The organism is Streptomyces sp. NPDC093546 (assembly GCF_044765045.1).
Taxonomy (GTDB): Bacteria; Actinomycetota; Actinomycetes; order Streptomycetales; family Streptomycetaceae; genus Streptomyces.
Map to the genome: position 1 here is coordinate 173,047 of NZ_JBIWJG010000003.1, position 22,506 is coordinate 195,552.

A 22,506-nucleotide genomic window follows, 5' to 3' on the forward strand; every position below is an offset into this window, starting at 1 on the left:
TCCCCGCTGCCGCGTGAGCGCATGCAGCCGCGCAGAACAACGATAGACACGGTGCCCGCGACACGCGCGTGGCGAGGACGCGCCACGGGCGCCCGTGTCAGCTGTCCGGGCGGTCGGTCCGACGAAGCCAGCCGGTGACGCTGTTCTCGTACGGCTTCCGCTGGGTGCGGGGCAGCGGGACCTCGGTGAGTGCGCCGTCGTAGAGCATCCACAGCCCGAAGCAGTCGTCGTCCTCGTCGCGAACCAGGACCTGGACGGAGTGCGGGTCCGGCCACGGCAGCGCTTCCAAGTGCGGCAGCAGACCGCGCCAGTTGAGACGGATGAACTGGATCACCCAGGCGTAGCACTCTTCCGAAGGGCTGGTCTCGCCCGCGAAGACGGAGTCGTCGACGCGCGTGAAGCACTGGTGCCACTCACGGTTCGGGTCGGGCCGGGTCAGCGGCTCCATGACCTGCTCGGCGTTCGCGCCAGCACGATGACCTCGGCGTATCTGCTCATGCCGGGACTATTCAGCTGCCGGGACGGGTGGTGGACCCGGGTGCCCACCCCGTTACCGGTGCCTCTAGTAGTCCATGGCCACCACGGCGTACATGCAGGCCACAGCTGCGACGACGGCGAGCGAGACCAAGGTGAGCAGCGCGCAGCCCAGTCCTCCCACCGTCCCCGCGATCATCGCCCAGCCGAACCGGGCCGAACGCTCGGCCCGTTGGACGGCGTCGTGGTACTCGCTGTCGTCGTACCAGTCGCGATCGGGCATGGTCACCTCCGGCCGCAGCGTAGACCACGGCCGTTTCCTCCCTGGCAGCGCTAGGGGTGCCAGAAGCGCCCGCCCGTGTTGTGGATGAAGCGCTGGAGCACCTTCATGGTGGTTAGGTACTCCTGGTCGGAGATGCCCGCGTGCCGTTCGGCCCAGAGGTCGTCCTGGAGGGCGGCGACCTTGGCGTAGAAGGCGCTGCCTTCCGGGGTGAGAGCGAGGCGGCCATCGGGGTCCTCGGTGATCCAGCCCTGGGTGATGGTGGTGTCGATCTCCGCCTCCATGGCTGCCGCGCCCGTGTCCAGGTAGTCCCGGAGGAGGCGGGAGACCTCGGTGCGGGTCTTGGGGGTGTCGGCGCGGGCGACCTGGGCGAGGATCCACCACTGGGGCTGTGTGGTGCCGATCTCGGCGAGGGCGGCGCGGATGCGGGTGACGACGGCCTTGTAGGCGGCCCAACTCCAGTAGCCGATCGGCTGCTTGATGAGGTCGGCGTCGCTGTGCGTGTACTGCATGGCTGGTCCCTCCGCTGTCGTGTGTGCTGGGTCGACACGGACGACCGTAGAAGCTCAACCTTGCTTGAGGTCAAGGCCGAGGGTGGTGACGCACTGCCCGCCCGTGCTCGCTCACACGGCGGCCGCGAAGCCCAGCAGGTACGTCAGCGCGAAGACGAACGGCACCCACTGCTCGACGTGCGTCAGCGGCAAGTACTTGCGCCAGTCCTTGCCCTCCCCCAGGGCCTGCCACTCCGCCCGGGAGTACGCGTACGCCGGTAAGCGCTCCTCGAAGGCGCCGATCACCGCGTACTTCGCCGCGTTGAGCAGGCGGTACGAGCGGATGATGACGAACCAGCCGACGCACTGGGCGAACAGGATCGCCAGCCCGCCCAGCAGTGCCCAGAGCGGCGCGTGGGGGAGGCCCTCGCCGCCCAGGCCGGTCAGGGTCGCGGCGATGACGCTGTTGAGGGAGAGGAAGAAGGTGTTGGTGAGGTTCCGGCGGGAGCTGGTGCGGTCGGCCATCTCCACGCACAGCTTGTACTGCTCCAGGACGGCGGCCCGGTACGCCTCGCTTCCAGGCTCCTGGCCGGGCGCGTAATCGGCGGGACGGACGGTGCTGTTCCAAAGCGCTTCCCCGATGTCGGTCATGCCCTCATCATGTGGCCGCGGGCGGGCCGCTGTCAGGACCGCCCGCCGCCCGCCGCAGCACCGGACGCAGGGCCCGCTTGAAGCGGCGGTACGCCTGGTAGTTGGGCCCGCCGTGCACCTCGTCCAGGCGGACGAACGTCGGCTCACCGGTGGCCGCGAAGTAGATCACCCCTTTGACGCCGAGGCGCCCGTGCCGCTGCGGGAAGTCCGGCTTGGGCGGGTGGTCGGGCAGCTCCAGCGGCGTCCCGCGCTCCCGGAAGGCGCCGCGGAACGCCTCGTACTCCTCCGGCTCCAGCGGTACGAGCAGGACGAGCCGCTCCGGAGGCAGCAGCCGCGCCGCCTGGACCAGCTCCCACATGGTCCCGGGGCCCGGGCCGAGCGCCAGGACGACGAGACGGGCCCGCCGCATCAGCTCGAGCACCGGCTCCTGCCAGGCGTCGAGCGGGAGGTACATGCGCCGGGCTCCGACCTCGGGCAGCGGCTCACCGGGGCGGCCGACGGCCACCATGGGCGCGACCTTCCGCTCCAGCACGGCGGCGAGCTGCTCCTCCTCGCTGTACGAGGACAGCGTCAGGTCGCCCAGCATGCCGCCGATGCCCGGAGTGGCGTTGATGTCGCCGCGGCGCCGCTCGGGGTCGTCCGTGAACGACCTGAGGTACAGGACGAACGGCTCGTCCGCGACCTCGGCCGGTGAGCCGATGATCCTGGCGAAGTGGCGACGGCTCATCCGCTTGAGCTTCTGTCCGCTGTAGTAGATCGTCCCGCCGAGGAGCGTGACAAGCGTGGGCAGCAGGTGCCCGGTCAGCGCCGAGTCGCCCGCGATGAACTCCATGAACCGTGAAAGCGCGGGAGGCAGGAGCCCGTTCGGGTGGCCGTCACGGAAGATGCTCGCGTCCTCGTCCTCCAGGACGCTCCGCCACACCGTGAAGCCGGTCAGGGCCGTGAGGCCTCCGACGATCTGTAACAGCCACGCACCGACGCGCTGCGCCGCCCCCTTCAACCGGGACTGCTCCATGGCTTCTCTCCCTCCGGAGCAGTTGTCCGAGGGCGCGCGGGCGCGTGTGACTCCCAGTGTCGGAGAACCTGCCGTCGTCGCCAAGAGGGCCGAAACCGGTTTCCGGTTCCGCTGTGCGGACGTACGGCGAAAGAGAGCGCCCCGGTGTTCGCACTCGTCATCCGTCTCGGCGGCCGTGGCCACCGCAGCTGCGGTCAGCACCGCGCCGCCGCGAAGCAGCCCGATGACGGCGACGGCCGCGCAGGCGCGGCGCAGAGGAGTCCTCAGGGGTCTTCCCCGTGGCGGTGCACGTCGTGATCACCCGGGAGGGGTTTGGGGAAGCGCGCCCGCGCACTGACGGGTCGCACTTCCCCATGCGGTTCCATGCGGCCGGCGTCAGGCCTTGTCGCCGTACGGGAAGGCGTGCACGGACTTGCCGCTCTTGTCGTGCAGGCGGGCGACGTCACCCTGGTTGTTCCAGATGGCCTTGTTGAATCCGTAGGTGTAGCCGCCCCATTCGGGGTGGTTCTCATTGGTGTAGACGCGGATGCGGTGGCCCGGCTGGACGGTGGCGCCTGCGGGGAAGGTGAAGTTCTGCCCGGCGTCGTCGGCGCCCAGCTTCCACCCGGAGATGTCGGCGGGCTCGGTGCCGCGGTTGAGGAACTCGACGTACTCGTCCGCCTGGGCCTTGCCCGTGCCCTTGAACCGTACGTCGGTGATCACCAGGTCCGGCTTGGCGGGCAGGCGGGAGAAGAGGGCGACGACGTCGGCGGTGTTGGAGCCGCCCTCGTCGCTCACGAACCGACGGACGATCTGGCCGTCCTGCTTGAAGCCGCTGATCATCACCTTGTACTCGGCCCCGTCGACCTTGACCGTCTCCGGTGAGATGAAGGAGGGCAGGTCCACCAGGTCGGGGTTGTGGTCGCCGTCCGTTTCGTTGTGATGGAAACGGAAGCTGAGGTCGCTCGTGGTTCCGTCGTCGAAGACGATGTTGACCTTGAGGTCGACGTCGAACTCGTTGACGCCGTTGCCGTCGAGCCAGCCGTTGTGGTGGGTGAAGGTGCCGAGAGTGAACTCGGTTCCGTCCAGCCGGGCTTCCGTCGTGCCGCCCTCGAAGGAGTAGCCGCTCTTGTTTCCGGAAGGCCCGCTCCACTTGATCTGGTCGGTGCCCTCGTCGTAGAGGTAATAGCCGTCCGCGCCGATGGCCTTCGGCCAGACTCCCTTGGTGGTGATGGTGAACATGGGTGCGCCTTTCGCTCGTGTGCGGAAGATCGGTGCGGGTCAGGCCTTGTCGCCGTAGGGCTTGGTGGTCCATTCGTGACCGCTGGGGTCGTTGAGGCGGGCGACGTCGCCCTGGTTGTTCCAGATGGCGCGGTTGGTGCCGTACGAGTAGCCGCCGTGTTCGGGGTGGTCCTCGTTGGTGTAGACGCGGATGGTCTGGCCGGGCTCCAGACGTGCGCCTTGGGGGAAGGCGAAGTCCTGGCCGGAGTCGTCCGCGCCGAGGGTCCAGCCGGAGAGGTCGGCGGCGGCCGTGCCCCGGTTGGTGATCTCGACGTACTCGTCGGCCTGCGCCTTGCCGGTCCCCTGGTAGTTGACGTGGGTGATGACCACGTCGGGGATACGGGTGGTGACCTGGCCGTGCTGCTTGTCGGAGACGTTCGCGTGGTCCGGAGAGACGATCTGCGAGGTGACCGTGACCTGGCCCCGGGCGTGCCGGTCGAGCTTCCCGCAGACGGTGATCGTGGCGCTGCCGCCGACGGGGAGGTTCAGGGGCTGGCGCAGGGTGCCGCCCGAGACGGACCCGGAGCCGGCGGTGGTGCCGCCGTGCGTCTTCACCTTCAGGGTCGGGTTGGTGATCTCCGCCGGGAACTGCCCCTCGACGACGGCGTTCGGGGTGTCGTTGGGCCCGTCGTTGCGGACGGTGATGGTGTAGCAGACCTTGCTGCCCGCCTGGGCCTGCTCGGGGCCCGCCATGTCGAGAGGCATGCTGGAGGGCAGAGCGATCTTCAGGCGGCGGATGCGGTGGGCCTGCGTCGCGTCGCCGGTGCTGGCGGCGATGCCCAGTTTCAGGGTCTCGGGCAGGGGAGCCTGGCCTTCGCCCTGGATCGGGAAGGCGTCGATGACGGCCGTGCCGTTGGGGTCGTCCTTGGAGGACAGCCGCACGGTGAGCTTGTTGTCGACGATGGCGATCTGGACGTGGGCCTTGTCGTCCCAGGTGGCGCTGAAACCGCCGGGAACGGGCTTGCCGGTGAGCCAGTTGAAGCCGTCCCAGCCATCGCCCGAGCCGCGGACGCCCACCATGTTGGTGCTGTCCACGGGAGTTCCGGGACCGGCCAGGGACCCGCCGAAGTTCCCGTAGGTGTCGAAGCCGATACCGACGTACCCCTTCGTCACGCCCGCTGCCTGGCTGTTGGTGTTGCGGACTGCGGAGTAGCCCAGGCCGGCTCCGAACCCGCCCGGCCCGGTGGTGACCGATCCGTCGATGAGGAAGACGGAGAACCCGTCACCGGCGGCGTTGCCGCCGCTGTGCTCGGTGGAGTAGTCGAAGTCGATGGCGACACCCTCCGACGAGGGGAAAGCCTGGTCCAGCAGTGCGGCGCCGGACTCGGCGTACTCGTCGGGCGTGAGCTGGAGCGCGCCGTTGAGGACGGCGGTGGGGTGGATCTTCCAGTTCGGGTTGTCGGTGGTCCCGTTCATGAAGGTTTCGCTGATCGGGAAAACACCGGAAATCGCGGGCTTTTCAGGCTTGGTCTGGGTGGCCACGAGAACCCGCCTCCTACTTCTGCTTCTTGCTGGTGCTGGTGGCCTTCTTGGCCTGCTTCGTGCCGGCCGGCCCCGTCCGTGCCACCGACACGGCCCGGATCTGCGAAAGCTTCAGCTTGTCGCCGGGAAGGTCCTTGCCGGGGCCGAGCTCCTGCTTCTTTCCGGTGCGGTCGGCGTTCTCCCAGAACGTGACCGTGAACTCCTTGGTGCGGTTGCCCGATCCCATGAACTCGCCGAGCTCGCCGTCGACGGTCAGGACCTGGCCGTCCTCCGGCTGGTCGATGAGGATTTCGCGGGTCGTGTAAATCCTCCACGACTCCCAGTCGCTGGTGTCCATGTTCTGGGGGAGAGCGGGACCACTCTCTGAGTAGGTCATGCTTTTCGCCTTCACGGCGATGTGGTCTTCCCCGAACTGTGGTCCGACGAGGTAGCTCTCCCCGGTTCCATCCCGGTTCTCCCAGAAGGTGAGCCACCAGTCCGTCCCGTTTCGCACGCTCGTGATGACGCCCGGGGCGTCGAGGGGAACAGCGGTGTCGAACGTCGGTCGCTCGATTTCCTCTTCCTCTTCCTCTTCGTCGTCCAAGGCCCATTCCTCCCTGAAGTCCCAGGTGACGGAGATGGGGGAGGGCTTCGGCTGCTCGACCCCTGCCGGCTTCTCGCGGGAGACCGTCATGGCCCGGAAGGTGGTGAGAGTGCCGTCGCGGCTTACGACTTCTTCCTGCGGGTCGTAGACCAGCTTCCTGCCCGTGCCGTCCGCGTTCTCCCACAGGGTGACCCAGAAGGTTTCCGAGCGGTTGCGGACGTGGGTCAGCGCAACGCCCTCACAGTCGAGCGGGTAGAGCTTGGTGTCCTCCGACTGCCGGAATGTCCATTCCCGCTGGTAGTAGAGATGGCGGCCGGCCGCGCTCTTTTCGGCCTTACCGCCCTTGGGCGCCGAGAAGGTGATGCTCTTGGTGTTCAGTTCCAGGTAGGTTTCCTGATCATCCGCGTCGCAGGTGCGGTGGGCCCCGCTTCCGTCCTCGTTGTCCCAGAAGGTGGCGTCCAGCTCGGTGTGGTTGGTGATGAACGTGACGACTCCGGGCCCGGTGGCGGGGTACACCTTGCCCGGCTCCGGGGAGTGGATCCTGCCTTCGAATTCGATCTCGATGTCGGGAGGCGGCGCGGGTGCCCAGGCCGGACGCGTACGGGAGATCGTCACGGCCCGGCAGGGGTCGGCGTTGCTGGGGTCGTGGCCGTTCGGTCCGACGAGGAGGTGGTCTCCCTTGCGGTTGACCTGCTCCCAGGCGGTGACCCAGTACTCGGAGCCGTTGGTGACGCCGTTGATGTCGAAACCTGCCGGGATCTTGTAGGTCAGTTCGTCTTCCGACCCGTCGACCTCGGCGGGGTCGATGACGAGCTCCCGGTAGACGCACACGCGCGGCTCTTCGAACCGGTCGGACGGCTTACCCGTCACGGTCACGCTCTTCGCCTCGCCGGACACCTTGTGTGCGTCGGCCTCCGGCTTGACGACGCGTTCCTTTCCCGTGCCGTCCTCTTTGTCCCAGAGGTGGATGGTGTAGCCCGTGTAGTTGTCGACGGTCTTCACGGTGCCCACGCCATCGCATGGGTAGACCTTTCCGGGCCGAGGGTCCTCGATCTCCCGGCGCAATCCGATGGTGATTGCCTTGGTCGTGGTTTTGGGCATGGGCGTCCTCGCCTTTTGCTGGGGATCTGGCGTGGTGGAGGGCGGGTGACCTCACCGCGAAGACCGGTCTGGTCACTCTCCGTCTCCGCACCTCACCATGGGTATCCGAAGCGTGAGGCGCCATTCCGCGCTGAACGGGTGAGCCGGGTGCATATGCCGCAGATCTCAATGCGCCGGTGTGCGCCCCCACCGGCTGTGCCATCCCGGTGCGCCCCGGTCTCAGGCGTCACCGGCTGCGCGCGGAAAAGTAAGGGGAGTACGCCCCCGCAATTCGCGGGCGTACTCCCCTTCGCCCTCCAGGGCCTGGACCAGGCGCGCCTTGGTCACGTTCGCCGCCGGTCCCATCGTGAGGGCGCTACGCGGTGAGGCGCGTGTTCGGGACCTCTCCGGGCTTACTGGACGTCCTCCAGGAACACAGCCCAGGCGGCGGGCGAGAGGCTGAGGGCGGGGCGGGTGGTGTCCTTGGAGTCGCGGACGTGGATGGTGTGGGGGCAGGCGGCGACCTCGACGCAGTTGCCGCCTTGCTCGCTGCTGTAGCTGGACTTGGTCCAGGCGATGGCGACCTCGACGCAGTCGCCGCCCTGACCGCTGCTGTAGCTGGACTTGAACCAGTTGAGGTCGCTGCTCATAGCTTTCGTGCCACCTGTTCGATGAGTTCGGCCGAGTCGATCGGGTTGAGGGCTTGCGCTCGCAAGACGCCATACCGTGCGAACGCGTCCCCGAGGTCTGGCTGTTCGCTCAGAAAGTACCGTCCGCTCAGGCCCTCGACATAGACGAGCTGGCTTTGACGTTTGGCCGTTTCCAGCAGGATGAACGGACCGCTCAGGCCGGCGTGGACCTCCGGATACTCCGGCATCACCTGGATCTGCACGTTGCGCAAGCGTCCGATTTCGAGGATGTGGAGCAGGTTCTCCTTGAGCACTTCTGCTCCCCCGATGGGCTTCGTCAGCGCCGCCTTCTCCAGGACGAAGCTGACCAGGGCAGTTGGCTTGCGGTGGAACAGTTGCTGCCGGGCGAGCCTGGCGGCCACCATCACGTCGACCTCGTGGTCCTCGAATGGCGGGTTGGCGCAGCCGAAGACCGCTCGCGCGTACGCCTCGGTCTGGAGCAGGCCTGGGATCAGGTGGTTCTCGTACGAATGGACGCCCGCCGCCTTCGCCTCCTCCTCCAGGTAATCCTCGAACCACGCCGCCACCCCACTCGCCTTCACCTCCTTCGCCACCTCGATCAGTGCACCTTGTGCACCCAAGAACTCATCTGCCAGATCAACGAAGTTGCCCCTCGGGCGCCGCTCCCCGCGCTCGATCATGGCCACCTGCGACTTGGAGTAGCCGGTGTGCCGGCCCAGCGCCTCCAGCGAGACCTTCGCCCGCTCCCGGTAGAAGCGGAGCAGCCTGCCGAACGCCTTCGCGGCGCCCGGAGTGCCGTTGTTCCCGATGTTCACGTGCGTCCTCCGCGCATGCACAGCTCCCCACAGAGCGCCTGTGGTGCTGGTCACAGTAGAACCGCACCGCCAAGCTGGCCGCATGAATCAGCGCAATTCGCTTGACAGGGTGCCTTCTTGGGTACCTGCCTCCGGGCACGCCCTGCGGCACGCGGGCATTCACTTCGACGCCGTACGCATCGGCGGGATGCTCGGCGAGGAGGTCGCGTACGAGCTCATGCAGTTCACCGGCTTCGCGGCGGGCCCCATCGTCCGGGAGCTGGCCGGGGGGCAGAACCTCTACTTCCTTCTGCCGCCGCAGACGGCACGCGCGTACGCCTGGCCGGCGGGGGCGGGGGCGAGGGCGCTGAGCCGGAGCGGGCGCGAGTCGGCGTTCGTCGGGGTGCCCGCGCTCGACGGGCTGACGTGGCCGCTGGACTGGCGGTCGCGGCCGACGGCGGAGGCGCCGTTCGTGGAGCCGGAGTTGCTGCACGAGACGGTGGTCCGCGCGGTCGCGGGCACGGTCGCTTAAGGGTGCCATGCCCCGGAGGGACAGGGTGTGAAAGTGCCCCGGTCCAGAGGCGGTACCTCCCGGCCGGGGCCACTTGCGGCGGTCAGGGGTGGATCGTCACACGGGGTCGAGGATGACGTTGAAGGACGTTTGGTGCCCGTCGCGCTTGACCACGAGGGACACCGGGTTGCCGGCCAGCTTGCCCTGGAGGGCGGCGGTCTCCTCCTTCTTCAGGGCGGTGGGCTTGCCGTCGACCTTGATGATGACGTCGCCGACCATGAGGCCGGACTTCGCGGTGCTGCTGCCGGATTCCACGGATTCCACTTTCAGCCCCTGGCCGAAGTCCTGGTGGTACTTGGCGGCGATCCTGCCCTGCTTGGCGGTCATACGGTCTGTCTCCTCGAATGTCTCGACTTCCGGCGGTGAGATCCCGGCTCGTCCGCTGGGGCGGTCGGCCGGGCACCTCGCCTCGGACGGGTCGATGGCTTCCCCGTCGGGGGTGTGGGAAGCCCGGGCAGGGGGTCGGCGTCACCCCGTCGGGGCACGGCGCGTCGGAGCGCAGAGGGCGCACATGCGCGTCGCGGATGTGCCTCCCGCCTACCCGTTCGGCAGGTGTCGGGACCTCCGCATGGCCGCCGCTTATTGGTTTGCCACCGTCCGGCCCGGCCGGATAGGAACCTCGCATGCTTCGAGGCAGCAAAGTCGGGCTCAGGGCCCGGTACGAGGAAGACATCCCGGTCCTGCGGACAGAGCTGTACGACGACGTGGTCGGCGCCTCGCGCGCCGAAGGCGTGCCGTGGCGGCCGATCACGCCAGGCTCGAACGATCCGCGGCTCGTGGTGGACGACAAACAACAGGGGAGCGTCCCGTTCTCCGTGGTGGAGCTGGACGGCGGCACGCTGGTCGGCACCGCGACGCTGTGGGGCATCGACAACCACCACCGGTCCGCGCACATCGGGCTGGGGATGCTGCCGTCCTGCCGCGGCAAGGGATACGGCACCGACGTGGTCGCGGTGCTGTGCCACTACGGGTTCGTCGTGCGCGGCCTGCGGCGGTTGCAGATCGAGACGCTGGCGGACAACACCGCGATGCTGCGCTCCGCCGAGCGCAACGGCTTCGTCCGCGAGGGCGTGCTGCGCTCCTCGCACTGGGCGATGGGCGAGTTCCTGGACGAGGTGGTGCTCGGACTCCTCGCCGAGGAGTGGAAGCCGGACGTGAAGGGCTAGGTTCCGCTCGCCCGGTCACCCGTGTAAAAGATCTTGGAAGAGATTCGTCGTCGGATGTCGAGGACCCGCTCCCCGCTCCGACCAAGGGGTGACAGCGCGCCGACGGGGCGCGCGGGACGGGGAGGACACCCGAGATGAAGTACGTCGCGATGATCTACGGCAACCAGGCCAAGTGGGACTCCTTCCCGGCCGAGGCGTGGCCGGAGGCGATCGCCAAGCAGGAGGCGTTCAACGCGAAGTACCGCGCAAGCGGGGAGCTGCTGGGGGCGTACGGGCTGGCCGACGCGGCCAACGCGCAGCTGGTGCGGCGTGGCGAGGGCGGGGTTCCGGCGGTCACGGACGGGCCGTACCTGGAGACGAAGGAGTACCTCGCCAGCTTCTACATGCTGGACTGCGACAGCCTGGAGCGGGCGCAGGAGATCGCGGCGGACATGCCGTTCGCGGATGTGGAGCCGGTGGAGCTGTGGCCGGTGCTGCACGAGTCCACGGCTTCGGCGGACGTGTGAGCACCGCGCACCACGCGGTCGAGGACCTGCTGCGCGAGCTGGCGCCGCAGGTCCTCGGCGCGCTCGTACGGCGGTACGGCGTCTTCGACGCGTGCGAGGACGCCGTGCAGGAGGCGCTGCTGGCAGCGGCGGTGCAGTGGCCGGAGGCGGGGGTTCCGGACAGTCCGCGCGGCTGGCTGGTGACCGTCGCCTCGCGGAAGCTGGTCGACCAGGTACGCAGCGAGGGCGCCCGGCGGCGCCGCGAGGAGACCCTCGCGCTGGCCACGCCGCAGGCGGAGCTGCTGAGCCGTGCCGCCGACGACGTACCGGCCGGGGACCGGGACGATTCGCTGGCGCTGCTGTTCCTGTGCTGCCATCCGGCGCTGTCGTCGGCCAGCCGCATCGCGCTGACGCTGCGCGCGGTCGGCGGGCTGACCACGGCGCAGATCGCGGCGGCGTTCCTGGTTCCCGAGGCGACGATGGCGCAGCGCGTCAGCCGCGCCAAGCAGGCTGTCAAGGCGGCCGGGGTCGCCTCGCTCGTGATGCCGGAGGGGGCCGAGTTCGCCGCCCGGCTGGGCGAGGTGCGGCACGTGCTGTACCTCGTCTTCAACGAGGGCTACACCGCCACCGGCGGCGCCGACCTGACCGTGCCCGAGCTGTCCACGGAGGCGATCCGGCTCACCCGGCTGCTGCACCGGCTGGTGCCCGAGGACGCCGAGACGGCCGGGTTGCTGGCGCTGATGCTGCTGACGGACGCGCGGCGCCCCGCCCGTACCGGGCCGTCCGGGGAACTGGTGCCGCTGGCGGAGCAGGACCGGGGCCGGTGGGACCGGGGGCTCATCGAGGAGGGCGTCCGCCTGATCAGCCGGACCCTGCCGCGCGGGCGGGTCGGCCCGTACCAACTGCAGGCCGCCATCGCGGCGGTGCACGACGAGGCCGTGGACACCGACGCGACCGACTGGCCGCAGATCCTCGCGCTGTACGAGCTGCTGGAGCGGTTCGGGCCCAACCCGGTGGTGACGCTGAACCGCGCGGTCGCCGTCGCCATGGTCCACGGCCCGGGCGCCGGGCTCGACCTGCTGGCGGAGCTGGAGGCCGACGGCCGCTTGGCCCGCCACCACCGGCTGTACGCGACGCGGGCGCACCTGCTGGAGCTGCTCGGCGACCAGGAGTCCGCGGCGGTCGCGTACCGCGAGGCCGCGCGCCGGACGACGAGCGGGCCGGAGCGGCGGCACCTCACGGGCCGGGCGCAGCGGATGGACGGGCACCCACGGGACACGTTTTGAAGGCCCTCGAAAAGCTGTCGGGCGTGATGCCCGCTCCGTAAGACTCTTCCCTGCCGGGCGAGGCCCCGGGTGGTCGCTCGCACGAGTGCACCACCGGCTTCGCCGTTCTGACAGGAACATGTCATTCAGGGAGCCAGGATCATGCGGAGAACGCTCGTCACCGTGGTCTGCTCGACCGGGGCCCTGCTCGTCCTGGTCGGCGGTGCGGCGCAAGCCGCCCGGGAAACCGTGTCCACGTCCGTGTCCACGTCCTCGTCCGCGTCCACGTCCACGCCCGTGTCCCACCGGTCCGACGGCGCCACAGCGGAGTCGCAGTGGGACGGCGGCTGAGCCGGAACCGCCGTCGTCGGCCGTCGGCGGCGGTGCTGTCCGGGATCGCGCTGCTGCTCGCCCTCACCGGATGCTCCGCGGAGCGATCGCCGGCCGGCGCGGCGGAGGGACCGGCGCCCCGTCCAGCGGCGGGCACACCGACCGGACCGGTGGCACCGCCCGCCGGCGCCGCGCGGCGGAACCTGCTGTACGACGCCGAGCAGGAGCTGCAGCGCAGGTGCATGGCGGCAGCCGGCTTCCGGTTCTGGGCCACGCCCGAGAACCCGCTGCCGGAAGCGCGTGAGTTCCCGTACGTCGTCGACGACGAGCGGTGGGCCGAGCGGTACGGCCACGGCAGCGGCTTCGCGCCCCGGATCCAGCGGCTCCGCCGGCAGGACCCCAACCAGGTCTACCTGCGCGGCCTGACCGCCGACCGCCGTCAGGCGGCCGTGGCCGCCCTCAACGGCCCCCGTGAGGGCGAGGAGCTGCGGGCCGAGCTTCCGGGCGGCGTCGTCGTGGCCCACAGCGCCCGGGGCTGCCGGGCGGAGGCGTGGCGGACGCTGTACGGAGACGCGGGCGAGTGGTACGCCGCGAACACCCTCGTCGGCAACCTCGACGGACTCAGGCGGCTGCGCGTGACCGCCGACCCGCGGTACGCCACGGCCGTACGAGCGTGGTCGGCGTGCATGCGCGCGCACGGCTTCGCGTACGAGGACCCGCTGGAGGCCAGGGCCGCTTCCCTCGGCCGGAAGAACGCCCCCGACCGGGCGCTGGAGGTCCGCGCGGCGGTCCAGGAAGCCCGGTGCGCCCACAGCAGCGGCCTGGCCGCCGTCGCGCGGCGCCTGGACCGCGACCACGACCGGGAGCTGCGCCGCGAACACCGCGCCGCCGTGGAGCGGGTGGAGCGCCTGCGGGCCGCCGCGCTGCCGCGCGCCCGTGCCGTACTGGGCCGCTGACCAGCGGTCCACCCCGACTCCCGCGCCCGGCCGGCGCGGGCCGTACACCCCTGCACCGACACAACCGAGGAGACCCCGTGTCCAAGAACCGCGTCACATTCCTGCTGACCACAGCGCTGGCCGTCGCCACGGTCGGCCTCGCCCCCGCGGTCGCGCACGCCGAGGCGGCTCCCGCCTCCGGCGTCACGGCGGCGGCGGCCGACGGCAACCTGTACGCCTGGGAGCACGCCTACGAAGGCGGTCGAGTGGTCTCCTGGTCCGGCGACAGCTCGGACTGGGCCGACCGGGACATGCGCAACAAGGCATCCTCCGTGTTCAACAACGGTTACGCGGGGGCCTACGACGACGTGCTGCTCTACTGGGACGTCAACCACGGAGGAGCCTCGTTCCGCCTGTGCAACGGCAGCCGGCTGCGCTACATGCCGTACGACTTCTTCAACCACAACGGGGCGGGCGGCGGCGAGACCCTGAACGACAACGTCGCCTCGCACCGGTGGACCAACGCCTGCTGATCCGCGCACCCAGCGCGTTCCCCGACCGGTGAGGGAACCGGCCCCGTCGCTCCGTGCGGCGGGGTTCCGGTCGTGTTCCCCTCGTCATCCGGCCAACCGCCGGTTCCCGGCCGGGCTTTGGCCTAGGCTTCCGGCCGACCGGGCCCACGGCTGGGCCAGGGACGCATCGGGGGATGAGGATGTCCAAGAATCCGACCGTTCCCGTCGGCCGCCTGGAGGACATGCGCCTCTCCGTGGGCCGCCAGCCCGGGACGACCCTGTACTCCGTCCTCTCGAACACCTTCGGCGGCGGCGCCCACGGGATGCCGCGGGAATGGCGCCGCCTGGTCCGCGAGGCCGCACCCCCCGCCACCGCGGCGACGCTGCGGACGCTGCTCACCGCAGGGCACCCCTGGGCGCCCGACTCCCTCGCCCTGGCCGCGGCCGTCGGCACCGGCGCCACCGCGTCGGTCGCCGACGAGCTGGACGCCATCGATGCCGACACGCTGACCGGTGAGCTGGAGCAGCGCTTCGGCGACGCGGTCCCCACCGCCTGGCAGCGGGTGGCCGACCGCCCCCGGGAGTTCCTCACCGGCTACCGGACGCTGGCCCTCGCCGTCTGGGACGCCTTCACTCCCCTGTGGGACCGGGCAGCCGACCTGCTGGACCGCGAAGCGGAACGCATCGGGGTCGCCTCCGTCACCGGCGTCCTCGGCACCGTCGTCAACGACCTCGGCGACCACGTCGGTTACGCCGACGGCATGCTCCGCCTGCCGCACCCTGGTCCGCGGCCGACCACCGGTGCGGAGCCGACCACCGGCCCGGTGCGGCGCCGGCTCGTACTCCTCCCGCTGGCGTCCGGATACGACGCCTGCACCTACAGCGCCGAGCATCCGGACCTGATCTGGATCGGCTACCCGCTCCCGGGCCTCGGCCGACTCACCCACCCGTCCGCCGACCGCCGCGCCCCGGCCGCAGAGGACCGGCTCAGCCTCGTGCTCGGCCCGGTCCGTGCCGCGCTCCTGCGCCACGCCCGCCTGCGCCCCTCCGTGTCGGAGGCGGCCCAGCACGCCCACATCACGGTCAGTACGGCCACGTACCACTGCGACCGGCTCGCCCGGTCGGGCCTGCTGCGGCGCCTGCGCCACGGGCGGGAAGTACGCCTGCGCCTCTCGGAGGACGGCGCCGCGCTGCTCGACCTCCTGGCCTGAGACAGCGGAACCCGGACCCGCGTGCGGCGCTCGCATCGGAACGCAGGTCGGGCTCACGTACGGTTCGGCTCACGTACGGTCGGCTCATGAAGATGACCGCAGACGAAGCACGAGTGCCCGGCGCGGCGGCCGGCACCGTGGTCTACCGGCTGGCGCGGCCCGAGGACGACGAGGCCCTGGCGGAGCTCGACGGGTCGTTCACGACGGACTCCGTCTTCGAAGTGACCGTCACCGAAGAGGGATTCGGCATCCGCCGGACACCGCTGGCGGAGCCCCTGCACAAGGTGTTCCCGGACGAGGACGACGCCGAGGACGACGACGGCGACGGCGACCCCGAGCTGAGCCGGACGGTGGTCGCCTGCGACGGGGACGAGCTGTGCGGGTTCGTGGAGACCTCCTTCGACCCGTGGAACGCGCGGCTGACCATCCGCGACATCGAGGTCGCGCCCGCGTGGCGGGGAAGAGGCGTGGGCCGCACCCTGATGGACCACGCCGTCGACTTCGCGAGGGAGTGCGGAGCGGGGCACCTGTGGCTCGAAGTCAGCAACATCAACGCTCCCGCCATCCGCGCCTACCTCGCGATGGGCTTCACCTTCTGCGGGCTGGACACCACGCTGTACGACGGGACGCAGTCGGCCGGTGAACAGGCGCTCTTCATGGCCCGCCGGGTGTCGTGATCGCGCCGGACGGCGGGTGGCCGGGGAACACGGGAGGCGGGCGCGTCGTTGACCCGGGGCCGACCGCTTCGAACAGCCAACCGAGGGAGTGCTGTGCCCGAAACCGTGCCCGCCGCCACCACCATGACCACACTCCCGCCGCTCCCGCCGCTCACCGCCCAGGCGGAGCGCCTGATCGAGCTCGGGGTGCACGAGCTCGCGGGGATGTCCGCCGGGGAACTGCGCGCCTTCGCCGAAGACGCCCACCGTGTGGGCGGCGACGGTGACGTCCTGCTGGCCGTCCACCCGAGCCGCGTCCCCGCCTCGGCCCTCGCGCCGCTGCTCCGCCGCGCGGACAAGCCCGGGTTCGTCGTCGTCGACATGCCCGACGTCGACGACTTCGCCCCGCTCGACACCGTCGAGCTGCCCGACGCCCCGCTCTACCTCGTCACCGCCCCGGACCGGGGCGACGACATGGCCAACTGGAGCCCGGAGGAGGCCCTGCCCGCCCTCACCGCGAAGGACCGCACGCCGCTGGTGCTGACCGAGGGCATCCACTGGGTGCTCCAGCAGCCCGAGGCCCTGGAGCGCAACCACTGCTTCATGACCATCGGGTCGCGGCTGCGCAAGGCCAACGGCACCTTCGACGCCCGCACCCCGGCCATCTGGATCAGCAACGGCACGGGCCGCGACGGGCGCGAGCGGCGCGACGCCCCGAAGGTGGGCTGGTGCTGGTGGGGCAACCGCCACACCTGGCTGGGCTTCGGCTCGACCACCGGCCGCAGGGCCTCGTAGAGCCGGTCAGCGGACGACGTCGAAGACCTGCTTCTGCAGGCCGTTGGCGTACGCCTCGTGCTCGACCAGCTTCAGCTTCTGGACGTCCTTGTCGGTGGTGCTGAAGAGGCGCTTGCCCGCGCCGAGGAGGAGCGGGAAGACGAGCAGGTGGTAGCGGTCGATCAGGCCCGCGTCCGACAGGGCGTGGTTCAGGGTCGCGCTGCCGTGGACGATGATCGGGCCGCCCTCGGTCTGCTTGAGGGCGGCCACGTCGTCGACGGAGCGCAGGATCGTCGTCTCGCCCCAGTGGGGGACCAGGGCGTCCTCGGTGAGGGTGGTGGAGACGACGTACTTCGGCATCGCCTTGTAGTCGGCGAAGTCCTCCATGTCGGGCCACACCGCGCTGAACGCCTCGTAGCTGGTCCGGCCCAGCAGCATCGCGGTGGCCTCCTTCTGCTCGCGGCCCTTGATGTCGAAGGCTTCGGGCAGGAAGTCGACGTGCTTGAAGGTCCAGCCGGAGTTCCGGTAACCCGGCTCGCCGCCCGGGGCTTCCACGACGCCGTCGAGGGAGACGAAGGCGGTGCTGATCAGGGTGCGCATGGCGGGAACCTCCGGTGTTCCGTGTTGGTCTCGGCTATTCGACCGTCGCTCACGGCGGAAGTCATCGGTGGTGGGGCCCCGACGCGGGGAGACGCGCGTCACATCCCTTCATGTCACAACCGGCCCCGTCCGTCTCGTCCCAGAGGTGTATCCGCCAGCAACGGCCAAGGAGCGCACCATGGAAGCCCGCCTGCCCCTCTTCTCGAGCCCGGTCGCCGCCACGTTCGTCAAGCACCTCGCCACGGCGGGCAAGGTCCTGGAGGACTCGACCGTGCCCGCCTCGACCCAGCACCTCATCACGCTCCGCGCGAGCCAGATCAACGGCTGCGGTTTCTGCGTCGACATGCACACCAAGGACGCCGTCCACGCCGGGGAGGACCCGCTGCGCCTCAACCTGGTCGCGGCCTGGCGGGAGGCCACGGTCTTCACCGACGCCGAGCGCGCCGCGCTGGAGCTGGTGGAGCAGGGCACGCGCATCGCGGACGCGGCCGGTGGCGTCACGGACGAGGCGTGGGCGAACGCCGCCAAGCACTACGACGAGGAGCAGCTCGCCGTGCTGGTGTCGACCATCGCCCTCATCAACGCCTTCAACCGCCTGAACGTCATCGTCCGGAACCCCGCCGGCGACTACCAGCCCGGGCAGTTCGGGTAGTCGGCCCGGCCCGTGGTGGGCCGTCCTCCCCTACCCTGAGGCCTTCGAACTGCTGGACCAGGGGTGGGGATCCGTATGGCGACGCGCACGACCGAGGACTCGGTACCAGGGGGATGGGCGCGGGTGATCGCGCTCGTGGCGGTGATCGCCGTGCCGCTCGGGCTCCTGGGGGGTCTCGCCTCCTGGATCGCCTCCTCGCTGGGCTACATGCCCGGCGACTCCATGGAGCGCGTCTGGAACACCCCGTACGACCGCCCGGCCGACGCGCACGGCAACGCCGCCTGGCTCGTCGGCGACACCGTCGTCCGCAGCCGCTACGACGCCGTCACCGCCTTCGACGCCGGGTCGGGGAAGCGGCGCTGGGAGTACAACCCGCCCAGGACGGCGGACATCTGCGCGACCAGCCGCGCCGTGTCCGACTTCGTCGCGATGATCGTCCAGGGTGAGGCGGGGAAGAGCGAGGGCTGCGCCACCGCCGCCGCGATCGACCTGCGGAACGGACGCGAGCTGTGGCGGACCGGGGCGGGCACCGTCGCCGTGGGCGGCGGTCTCGCGGTGCTCGGCGACCCCGGTAAGCGTGCCGTGCGCGCCTTCGACCTGCGTACCGGCGCCGCGCGTTGGACCGTCACCGTGCCGAAGGGATGCTCCCCGCGCCAGGTGGACGCCACGGCCCGGCAGGTGCTCGCGGTGCTCACCTGCGACGAGGTGAAGCTCGCCGCTTTCGACCCGGCCGACGGCAATGCGCGGTGGACGGTGCCCCTCGGTGACCGGCGCGCCATCGGCGCGGACGCGTCCGTGGATTTCGTCTCCGCCGAACCGACGGTCCTCGCCGTCATGACGCCGGAGCCGCACGGCATGAACTCCTTTCTCTCCTTCGGGCAGGACGGCCGCCGGCAGGCGCTGATCGAGTCGGTCGGCGAGAACACCGCCATCCCGGTCAACAACCCGGAGTTGGTGGCCGTCGACGGCGGGAAGCTGTTCGCCGCCTTCGGGGACCAGCTCGTCGCCTTCGACCTGGCGAGCGGGGACGCCGTGTGGCGGGAGGCCATGGCCGGCGGCTTCGACGAGGTCACGGCCCTGCACGCCGGCGACGGCCGGGTGACGGCGCTGGTACGCGAAAGGCGGGGCCACGACCAGCTGTACGTCCACGACGCGGCCAACGGCGAGGAGAGGGACCACCGCACCTTCAACCGCGACGCGGACGACGGCAACGCGAAGCTGGCGGACCTCTTCATCTACAAGGACCTGCTGATCGCCGTCCGCTCGGGCGACGGCGTACGGCCTTTCTCGGCGTACCGGCGCTGGTGACCGGAGGCACCAGGGGCGCCCGGAACCGGACCTGTTCCGCCCCGCTCGGCGGCTGGCTAGGATCGCGCGCATGGCCCTGATCACGAGCGACGTCGAGCGGTTCGAGGCTGCCAGGCCCCGGCTGGAGGCCATCGCCTACCGGCTGCTCGGGTCGGCGAGCGAGGCGGAGGACGCCGTCCAGGAAACGTTCCTGCGCTGGCAGGCGGCCGACGTCGAGCGGATCGAGGTGCCCGAGGCCTGGCTGACGAAGGTCCTCACCAACCTCTGCCTCAACCTGCTCACTTCGGCGCGCGCCCGGCGCGAGACGTACGTGGGGCAGTGGCTTCCCGAGCCGCTGCTCGCCGGGGACCCGATGCTCGGCCCGGCCGACACCGCCGAGCAGCGCGAGTCGGTGTCGTACGCCGTCCTCGTCCTGCTGGAGCGCCTGTCGCCGGGCGAGCGGGCGGTGTACGTGCTGCGGGAGGCCTTCGACTACCCGCACCGGGAGATCGCCGCGATCCTCGACATCACCGAGGCGGCCAGCCAGCAGACCTACCACCGGGCCAAGAAGCACGTCGCGGCAGGCAAGGCGCGTACCGAGATCGACGAGGCCGCCGCCCGGAGGATCATCGAGGAGTTCCTGGCCGCGGCGACCAGCGGCCGTACCGAGCCGCTCGTCCGCCTGCTCACCCAGGACGCCGTCTCGGTCGGCGACGGCGGCGGGAAGGTCCCGGCGCGCGCGAAGGCCTTCGAGGGCGCGATCGCGGTCGCGAAGTTCCTGCGCGGCCTGTTCAAGCCCAGCGAGGCCAAGCGGGCCTACGTCGGCGGTGCGCCCGAGATCTACGCCTCGACCGCCAACGGCGAGCCCGCCATCGTGGCGGTCGTGGACGGCCGGGTCGTCGGGGTCACCTGCCTGGAGGTCACCCCGGAGGGCATCGTCGCGCTCCGCAGCCAGGTCAACCCCGACAAGCTCGTCCGCGCGACCGAGCAGTGGGCCGCCGCGCACCAGGGGGAGGCCCCGCTCGTCACCCTCTGAGGACCCTCCGGCCCGATGTGACGTGCTTCACATCCTGATCCTGTCAGGAAACTCCGGGCTGCCCGGTTCAAGGGGCGAAACCGCGCACCACAGCGGCGGAACCCTCGCAGAACCTCGCAGAACCTCGCAGAACCTCGCAGAACCTCGCAGACAGGAGCAGGCCCATGCAGCACCGCATCGTCGTCCTCGGAGCCGGCTACACCGGAGCCGTCGCGGCCGGCCGCATCGCCCGGCGGCTGCACCGCGAGGACGTCAGCATCACCCTCGTGAACGCCGAGCCCGACTTCGTCGAGCGCGTCCGGCTGCACCAGCTCGCGGTCGGCCAGGATCTCAAGCCCCGGCCGTTCCGCGAGATGTTCGCGGGTACGGGCGTGGAGCTGAAGCTCGCGAAGGTCACCGCCGTGGACGTGGACCACAAGACGGTGACGGTCGCCGCCGCGAACGGTCCCGGGCGGCAGGAGCGCGAGGAACTCGCGTACGACACGCTGGTCTACGCCCTCGGCAGCGGCTGGAACGACGGGGGCGTGCCCGGCATCGCCGCACACGCCCACGACATCTCCAGCCGCCCCGGCGCCCTGCGCCTGCGCGACCGCCTGGCCGCCCTGGGCGCCGGACGGCCCGTGGTCGTGGTCGGCGGCGGCCTGACCGGCCTGGAGGCCGCGACCGAGATCGCCGAGTCCCGCCCCGACCTCGACGTCGCCCTGGCGACCCACGGCGCCCTCGGCGACTGGCTCTCGGAGAAGGGCCGCGCGCACCTGCGGAAGGTGGTGGACCGGCTCGGCATCACGGTCCACGAACACGCCGCGGTCACCGCCGTGGCGGCGGACGGCGTGACGACGGCCGACGGCCGGACCATCCCCTCCGCCGCCACGGTCTGGGCCACCGGCTTCGCCGTCCACCCGATCGCCCGGGCCACCACCCTGGAGCTCACCGACGGCGGCCAGATCGTGGTCGACTCCACGATGCGCTCGGTCTCCCACCCGGACGTGTACGCCGTGGGCGACGCGGCGATGGCCATCGGCCCGAACGGCAAGCCGCTGCGCATGTCCTGCGCCTCGGGCGTCCCCATGGCCTGGCAGGCCGCCGACGCCGTCGCCGCCCGGCTCGCCGGCACCAAGGTCCCCCGCGTCTCCATCCGCTACTTCCAGCAGTGCGTCTCCCTCGGCCGCAAGGAGGGCCTGATCCAGTTCGTCACCGCCGACGACCGGGCCAAGGACGGCGCCCTGACGGGCCGCGTGGCCGCCCTCTACAAGGAGCTGATCTGCAAGGGGGCCGCCTGGGGCGTCGCCAACCCGACCGCGGGCCTGCCCACCCGGCGCCGCCGCGTCGTACGGCTCCCCGGGTCATCCGCTGCCGCCGCACCCGCTTCCGCAGCCACTGCCGCCGCCCCCACCACCGCAGCTTGAGGCCGCACCCGCGGCGCCGTCACCCGGAGAGCCCCAGTCGGCGGCGGCGCCGCACCAGGGCGCGAGGGTGCCGCTGACGGCGGCGCCGGCCCCCTGACCGTACGGGCTCTGCCGCGCCTTCCAGGTCTCGGGCGTGACCAGGGCCAGCAGCTCGGGCTCCTGGGAGGCGGCGAGGCCGTCGAGGGCGACGGCAGTGGTGGACGGGCGGTCGCACGTGGCGCGCAGGGTGTTGAGCGTCCACCGGACGCGGTACGGCACCCGCGCCGCGACCGGCTTGAGCAGCCGGAGGGCGAGGACGGCCGCGGCGGACAGCGCGAAGCCCGCCCACCAGAAGGCGGACGGGCCGGTGGCGACGTCGACGGCGGACAGGGCGCCCGGCAGGGGCGCCGACCACCACAGCAGGCTGCGCGACCGGCGCTGGGACCGGCGCAGGGCGGGACCTATGACCAGGCCCTCCGCCTCCAGGGCGTCGCCGATGGACTGCACCGCGCGGCTCGTGGACGCGCGGGCCACCAGCTTGCCGAGGCGCTCGGTGCGGGAGACGCCCGCCGCGTGGACGAGGGCTGCCTCGATCGAAGCGGGCGCGTACACGTCGTCGTGGACGGTGACCGTGCCGTCGTCGGAGACGGACAGCCGGCCCTCCCGCTTCATGCGGAACAGCAGCGTCGTCACCACCCGGCGCGGCCCGCCCGCCAGGAAGGCGAGCTCCTCGGCGGACAGGTTCTCGCGGACCCGCCCGCCGCCGTCCATCGCCCTCGCGATCCTCGCCGCGACGGCAAGGCGGTAGCCGACCGCCGTGCCCACGACGATCAGTGCCAGCACATGGAACATCGCCGTCCCCCGTTCCCCGTACGGGAGTT

The 22,506-nt window shown here is 71.0% G+C and carries 27 protein-coding genes; 14 read left to right on the forward strand and 13 right to left on the reverse strand.

Going from position 1 to position 22,506, the window contains the following annotated elements; all coding sequences use genetic code 11:
* Positions 1 to 97 precede the first annotated feature (97 nt).
* The 10 genes from ACIRNI_RS07230 to ACIRNI_RS07275 form a co-directional block, all read right to left on the reverse strand.
* Positions 98 to 448 (reverse strand): hypothetical protein, encoded by a 351-nt coding sequence (locus tag ACIRNI_RS07230; protein WP_403549097.1) that lies wholly within the window; start codon positions 446 to 448, stop codon positions 98 to 100.
* Between the two features lie 114 nt (positions 449 to 562).
* A complete protein-coding gene (locus ACIRNI_RS07235; protein WP_403549099.1) occupies positions 563 to 757 on the reverse strand; it encodes a hypothetical protein in 195 nt (64 codons plus the stop codon).
* Between the two features lie 50 nt (positions 758 to 807).
* Entirely contained in the window at positions 808 to 1,266 is a 459-nt protein-coding gene (locus ACIRNI_RS07240; protein WP_403549101.1) for a MarR family winged helix-turn-helix transcriptional regulator, read from the reverse strand.
* 111 nt (positions 1,267 to 1,377) lie between these two features.
* Positions 1,378 to 1,896: a hypothetical protein gene (locus tag ACIRNI_RS07245; RefSeq protein ID WP_403549103.1), complete on the reverse strand. Its 519-nt coding sequence runs from the start codon at positions 1,894 to 1,896 to the stop codon at positions 1,378 to 1,380.
* A gap of 7 nt (positions 1,897 to 1,903) precedes the next feature.
* Positions 1,904 to 2,911: a hypothetical protein gene (locus ACIRNI_RS07250; protein ID WP_403549105.1), complete on the reverse strand. Its 1,008-nt coding sequence runs from the start codon at positions 2,909 to 2,911 to the stop codon at positions 1,904 to 1,906.
* Positions 2,912 to 3,286: 375 nt separating this feature from the next.
* Complete coding sequence (locus ACIRNI_RS07255) at positions 3,287 to 4,132, reverse strand: choice-of-anchor K domain-containing protein (protein ID WP_403549107.1); 846 nt, start codon at positions 4,130 to 4,132, stop codon at positions 3,287 to 3,289.
* Positions 4,133 to 4,171: 39 nt separating this feature from the next.
* Positions 4,172 to 5,587, reverse strand: coding sequence for a lamin tail domain-containing protein (locus tag ACIRNI_RS07260; RefSeq protein WP_403549109.1), 1,416 nt, complete (start codon positions 5,585 to 5,587; stop codon positions 4,172 to 4,174).
* A gap of 79 nt (positions 5,588 to 5,666) precedes the next feature.
* Complete coding sequence (locus tag ACIRNI_RS07265) at positions 5,667 to 7,337, reverse strand: hypothetical protein (RefSeq protein WP_403549111.1); 1,671 nt, start codon at positions 7,335 to 7,337, stop codon at positions 5,667 to 5,669.
* A 392-nt stretch (positions 7,338 to 7,729) separates the two neighbouring features.
* Positions 7,730 to 7,966, reverse strand: coding sequence for a DUF397 domain-containing protein (locus ACIRNI_RS07270; protein ID WP_403549113.1), 237 nt, complete (start codon positions 7,964 to 7,966; stop codon positions 7,730 to 7,732).
* Positions 7,963 to 8,781, reverse strand: a complete 819-nt coding sequence (locus ACIRNI_RS07275; RefSeq protein ID WP_403549115.1) for a helix-turn-helix domain-containing protein — start codon at positions 8,779 to 8,781, stop codon at positions 7,963 to 7,965. The genes ACIRNI_RS07270 and ACIRNI_RS07275 overlap by 4 nt, the downstream gene beginning before the upstream one ends.
* Positions 8,782 to 8,863: 82 nt before the next feature.
* Here ACIRNI_RS07275 and ACIRNI_RS07280 point away from each other — a divergent pair, with 82 nt between their 5' ends.
* The gene (locus ACIRNI_RS07280) at positions 8,864 to 9,292 is read left to right on the forward strand and encodes a hypothetical protein (RefSeq protein ID WP_403549117.1); all 429 of its coding nucleotides are present in this window, start codon (positions 8,864 to 8,866) and stop codon (positions 9,290 to 9,292) included.
* A 96-nt stretch (positions 9,293 to 9,388) separates the two neighbouring features.
* On the opposite strand, the gene ACIRNI_RS07285 is transcribed toward ACIRNI_RS07280, so the two are convergent.
* Entirely contained in the window at positions 9,389 to 9,658 is a 270-nt protein-coding gene (locus tag ACIRNI_RS07285; RefSeq protein WP_403549119.1) for a PDZ domain-containing protein, read from the reverse strand.
* Positions 9,659 to 9,954: 296 nt separating this feature from the next.
* Between ACIRNI_RS07285 and ACIRNI_RS07290 the strand changes: the two genes are divergently transcribed.
* The 9 genes from ACIRNI_RS07290 to ACIRNI_RS07330 all read left to right on the forward strand — a co-directional run bounded on the left by ACIRNI_RS07290 (position 9,955) and on the right by ACIRNI_RS07330 (position 16,686).
* The gene (locus tag ACIRNI_RS07290; RefSeq protein WP_403549120.1) at positions 9,955 to 10,497 is read left to right on the forward strand and encodes a GNAT family N-acetyltransferase; all 543 of its coding nucleotides are present in this window, start codon (positions 9,955 to 9,957) and stop codon (positions 10,495 to 10,497) included.
* A 134-nt stretch (positions 10,498 to 10,631) separates the two neighbouring features.
* Positions 10,632 to 11,003: a YciI family protein gene (locus ACIRNI_RS07295; protein WP_356645659.1), complete on the forward strand. Its 372-nt coding sequence runs from the start codon at positions 10,632 to 10,634 to the stop codon at positions 11,001 to 11,003.
* Positions 11,000 to 12,268, forward strand: a complete 1,269-nt coding sequence (locus ACIRNI_RS07300; RefSeq protein ID WP_403549122.1) for an RNA polymerase sigma factor — start codon at positions 11,000 to 11,002, stop codon at positions 12,266 to 12,268. Before ACIRNI_RS07295 ends, ACIRNI_RS07300 begins: the two co-directional genes overlap by 4 nt.
* A gap of 141 nt (positions 12,269 to 12,409) precedes the next feature.
* The gene (locus ACIRNI_RS07305; RefSeq protein ID WP_403549124.1) at positions 12,410 to 12,598 is read left to right on the forward strand and encodes a hypothetical protein; all 189 of its coding nucleotides are present in this window, start codon (positions 12,410 to 12,412) and stop codon (positions 12,596 to 12,598) included.
* Positions 12,583 to 13,533 carry a hypothetical protein gene (locus ACIRNI_RS07310; protein ID WP_403549126.1) on the forward strand — a complete coding sequence of 317 codons (951 nt, stop codon included), beginning with the start codon at positions 12,583 to 12,585 and terminating at the stop codon, positions 13,531 to 13,533. Before ACIRNI_RS07305 ends, ACIRNI_RS07310 begins: the two co-directional genes overlap by 16 nt.
* 77 nt (positions 13,534 to 13,610) lie before the next feature.
* Complete coding sequence (locus tag ACIRNI_RS07315; protein ID WP_403549128.1) at positions 13,611 to 14,045, forward strand: peptidase inhibitor family I36 protein; 435 nt, start codon at positions 13,611 to 13,613, stop codon at positions 14,043 to 14,045.
* A 179-nt stretch (positions 14,046 to 14,224) separates the two neighbouring features.
* Positions 14,225 to 15,235, forward strand: coding sequence for a hypothetical protein (locus ACIRNI_RS07320; RefSeq protein WP_403549130.1), 1,011 nt, complete (start codon positions 14,225 to 14,227; stop codon positions 15,233 to 15,235).
* A gap of 86 nt (positions 15,236 to 15,321) precedes the next feature.
* On the forward strand, positions 15,322 to 15,912 hold the full coding sequence (locus ACIRNI_RS07325; RefSeq protein WP_403549132.1) for a GNAT family N-acetyltransferase: 591 nt from the start codon (positions 15,322 to 15,324) through the stop codon (positions 15,910 to 15,912).
* A 123-nt stretch (positions 15,913 to 16,035) separates the two neighbouring features.
* Positions 16,036 to 16,686 carry a DUF5701 family protein gene (locus ACIRNI_RS07330; protein ID WP_403549865.1) on the forward strand — a complete coding sequence of 217 codons (651 nt, stop codon included), beginning with the start codon at positions 16,036 to 16,038 and terminating at the stop codon, positions 16,684 to 16,686.
* Between the two features lie 6 nt (positions 16,687 to 16,692).
* On the opposite strand, the gene ACIRNI_RS07335 is transcribed toward ACIRNI_RS07330, so the two are convergent.
* The gene (locus ACIRNI_RS07335; RefSeq protein ID WP_403549134.1) at positions 16,693 to 17,265 is read right to left on the reverse strand and encodes a dihydrofolate reductase family protein; all 573 of its coding nucleotides are present in this window, start codon (positions 17,263 to 17,265) and stop codon (positions 16,693 to 16,695) included.
* Between the two features lie 178 nt (positions 17,266 to 17,443).
* Here ACIRNI_RS07335 and ACIRNI_RS07340 point away from each other — a divergent pair, with 178 nt between their 5' ends.
* The 4 genes from ACIRNI_RS07340 to ACIRNI_RS07355 all read left to right on the forward strand — a co-directional run bounded on the left by ACIRNI_RS07340 (position 17,444) and on the right by ACIRNI_RS07355 (position 21,646).
* Positions 17,444 to 17,917 carry a carboxymuconolactone decarboxylase family protein gene (locus tag ACIRNI_RS07340; protein ID WP_403549136.1) on the forward strand — a complete coding sequence of 158 codons (474 nt, stop codon included), beginning with the start codon at positions 17,444 to 17,446 and terminating at the stop codon, positions 17,915 to 17,917.
* Positions 17,918 to 17,992: 75 nt separating this feature from the next.
* Positions 17,993 to 19,225 (forward strand): PQQ-binding-like beta-propeller repeat protein, encoded by a 1,233-nt coding sequence (locus tag ACIRNI_RS07345; protein WP_403549138.1) that lies wholly within the window; start codon positions 17,993 to 17,995, stop codon positions 19,223 to 19,225.
* A 70-nt stretch (positions 19,226 to 19,295) separates the two neighbouring features.
* Entirely contained in the window at positions 19,296 to 20,240 is a 945-nt protein-coding gene (sigJ, locus tag ACIRNI_RS07350) for an RNA polymerase sigma factor SigJ (protein ID WP_403549140.1), read from the forward strand.
* Between the two features lie 164 nt (positions 20,241 to 20,404).
* Positions 20,405 to 21,646: an NAD(P)/FAD-dependent oxidoreductase gene (locus ACIRNI_RS07355; RefSeq protein ID WP_403549142.1), complete on the forward strand. Its 1,242-nt coding sequence runs from the start codon at positions 20,405 to 20,407 to the stop codon at positions 21,644 to 21,646.
* On the opposite strand, the gene ACIRNI_RS07360 is transcribed toward ACIRNI_RS07355, so the two are convergent.
* Positions 21,584 to 22,477 (reverse strand): TIGR04222 domain-containing membrane protein, encoded by an 894-nt coding sequence (locus ACIRNI_RS07360; RefSeq protein ID WP_403549144.1) that lies wholly within the window; start codon positions 22,475 to 22,477, stop codon positions 21,584 to 21,586. The two genes, ACIRNI_RS07355 and ACIRNI_RS07360, sit on opposite strands and share 63 nt — an antisense overlap.
* Between the last annotated feature and the right edge of the window lie 29 nt (positions 22,478 to 22,506).

Bases quoted from the DNA above. Each gene is read 5' to 3' on its own strand.
- ACIRNI_RS07230 (WP_403549097.1), bottom strand. From the start codon at position 448: ATGGAGCCGCTGACCCGGCCCGACCCGAACCGTGAGTGGCACCAGTGC.
- ACIRNI_RS07235 (WP_403549099.1), bottom strand. From the start codon at position 757: ATGCCCGATCGCGACTGGTACGACGACAGCGAGTACCACGACGCCGTC.
- ACIRNI_RS07240 (WP_403549101.1), bottom strand. From the start codon at position 1,266: ATGCAGTACACGCACAGCGACGCCGACCTCATCAAGCAGCCGATCGGC.
- ACIRNI_RS07245 (WP_403549103.1), bottom strand. From the start codon at position 1,896: ATGACCGACATCGGGGAAGCGCTTTGGAACAGCACCGTCCGTCCCGCC.
- ACIRNI_RS07250 (WP_403549105.1), bottom strand. From the start codon at position 2,911: ATGGAGCAGTCCCGGTTGAAGGGGGCGGCGCAGCGCGTCGGTGCGTGG.
- ACIRNI_RS07255 (WP_403549107.1), bottom strand. From the start codon at position 4,132: ATGTTCACCATCACCACCAAGGGAGTCTGGCCGAAGGCCATCGGCGCG.
- ACIRNI_RS07260 (WP_403549109.1), bottom strand. From the start codon at position 5,587: ATGAACGGGACCACCGACAACCCGAACTGGAAGATCCACCCCACCGCC.
- ACIRNI_RS07265 (WP_403549111.1), bottom strand. From the start codon at position 7,337: ATGCCCAAAACCACGACCAAGGCAATCACCATCGGATTGCGCCGGGAG.
- ACIRNI_RS07270 (WP_403549113.1), bottom strand. From the start codon at position 7,966: ATGAGCAGCGACCTCAACTGGTTCAAGTCCAGCTACAGCAGCGGTCAG.
- ACIRNI_RS07280 (WP_403549117.1), top strand. From the start codon at position 8,864: ATGAATCAGCGCAATTCGCTTGACAGGGTGCCTTCTTGGGTACCTGCC.
- ACIRNI_RS07285 (WP_403549119.1), bottom strand. From the start codon at position 9,658: ATGACCGCCAAGCAGGGCAGGATCGCCGCCAAGTACCACCAGGACTTC.
- ACIRNI_RS07290 (WP_403549120.1), top strand. From the start codon at position 9,955: ATGCTTCGAGGCAGCAAAGTCGGGCTCAGGGCCCGGTACGAGGAAGAC.
- ACIRNI_RS07295 (WP_356645659.1), top strand. From the start codon at position 10,632: ATGAAGTACGTCGCGATGATCTACGGCAACCAGGCCAAGTGGGACTCC.
- ACIRNI_RS07305 (WP_403549124.1), top strand. From the start codon at position 12,410: ATGCGGAGAACGCTCGTCACCGTGGTCTGCTCGACCGGGGCCCTGCTC.
- ACIRNI_RS07320 (WP_403549130.1), top strand. From the start codon at position 14,225: ATGTCCAAGAATCCGACCGTTCCCGTCGGCCGCCTGGAGGACATGCGC.
- ACIRNI_RS07325 (WP_403549132.1), top strand. From the start codon at position 15,322: ATGAAGATGACCGCAGACGAAGCACGAGTGCCCGGCGCGGCGGCCGGC.
- ACIRNI_RS07330 (WP_403549865.1), top strand. From the start codon at position 16,036: ATGACCACACTCCCGCCGCTCCCGCCGCTCACCGCCCAGGCGGAGCGC.
- ACIRNI_RS07335 (WP_403549134.1), bottom strand. From the start codon at position 17,265: ATGCGCACCCTGATCAGCACCGCCTTCGTCTCCCTCGACGGCGTCGTG.
- ACIRNI_RS07340 (WP_403549136.1), top strand. From the start codon at position 17,444: ATGGAAGCCCGCCTGCCCCTCTTCTCGAGCCCGGTCGCCGCCACGTTC.
- ACIRNI_RS07345 (WP_403549138.1), top strand. From the start codon at position 17,993: ATGGCGACGCGCACGACCGAGGACTCGGTACCAGGGGGATGGGCGCGG.
- sigJ (WP_403549140.1), top strand. From the start codon at position 19,296: ATGGCCCTGATCACGAGCGACGTCGAGCGGTTCGAGGCTGCCAGGCCC.
- ACIRNI_RS07355 (WP_403549142.1), top strand. From the start codon at position 20,405: ATGCAGCACCGCATCGTCGTCCTCGGAGCCGGCTACACCGGAGCCGTC.
- ACIRNI_RS07360 (WP_403549144.1), bottom strand. From the start codon at position 22,477: ATGTTCCATGTGCTGGCACTGATCGTCGTGGGCACGGCGGTCGGCTAC.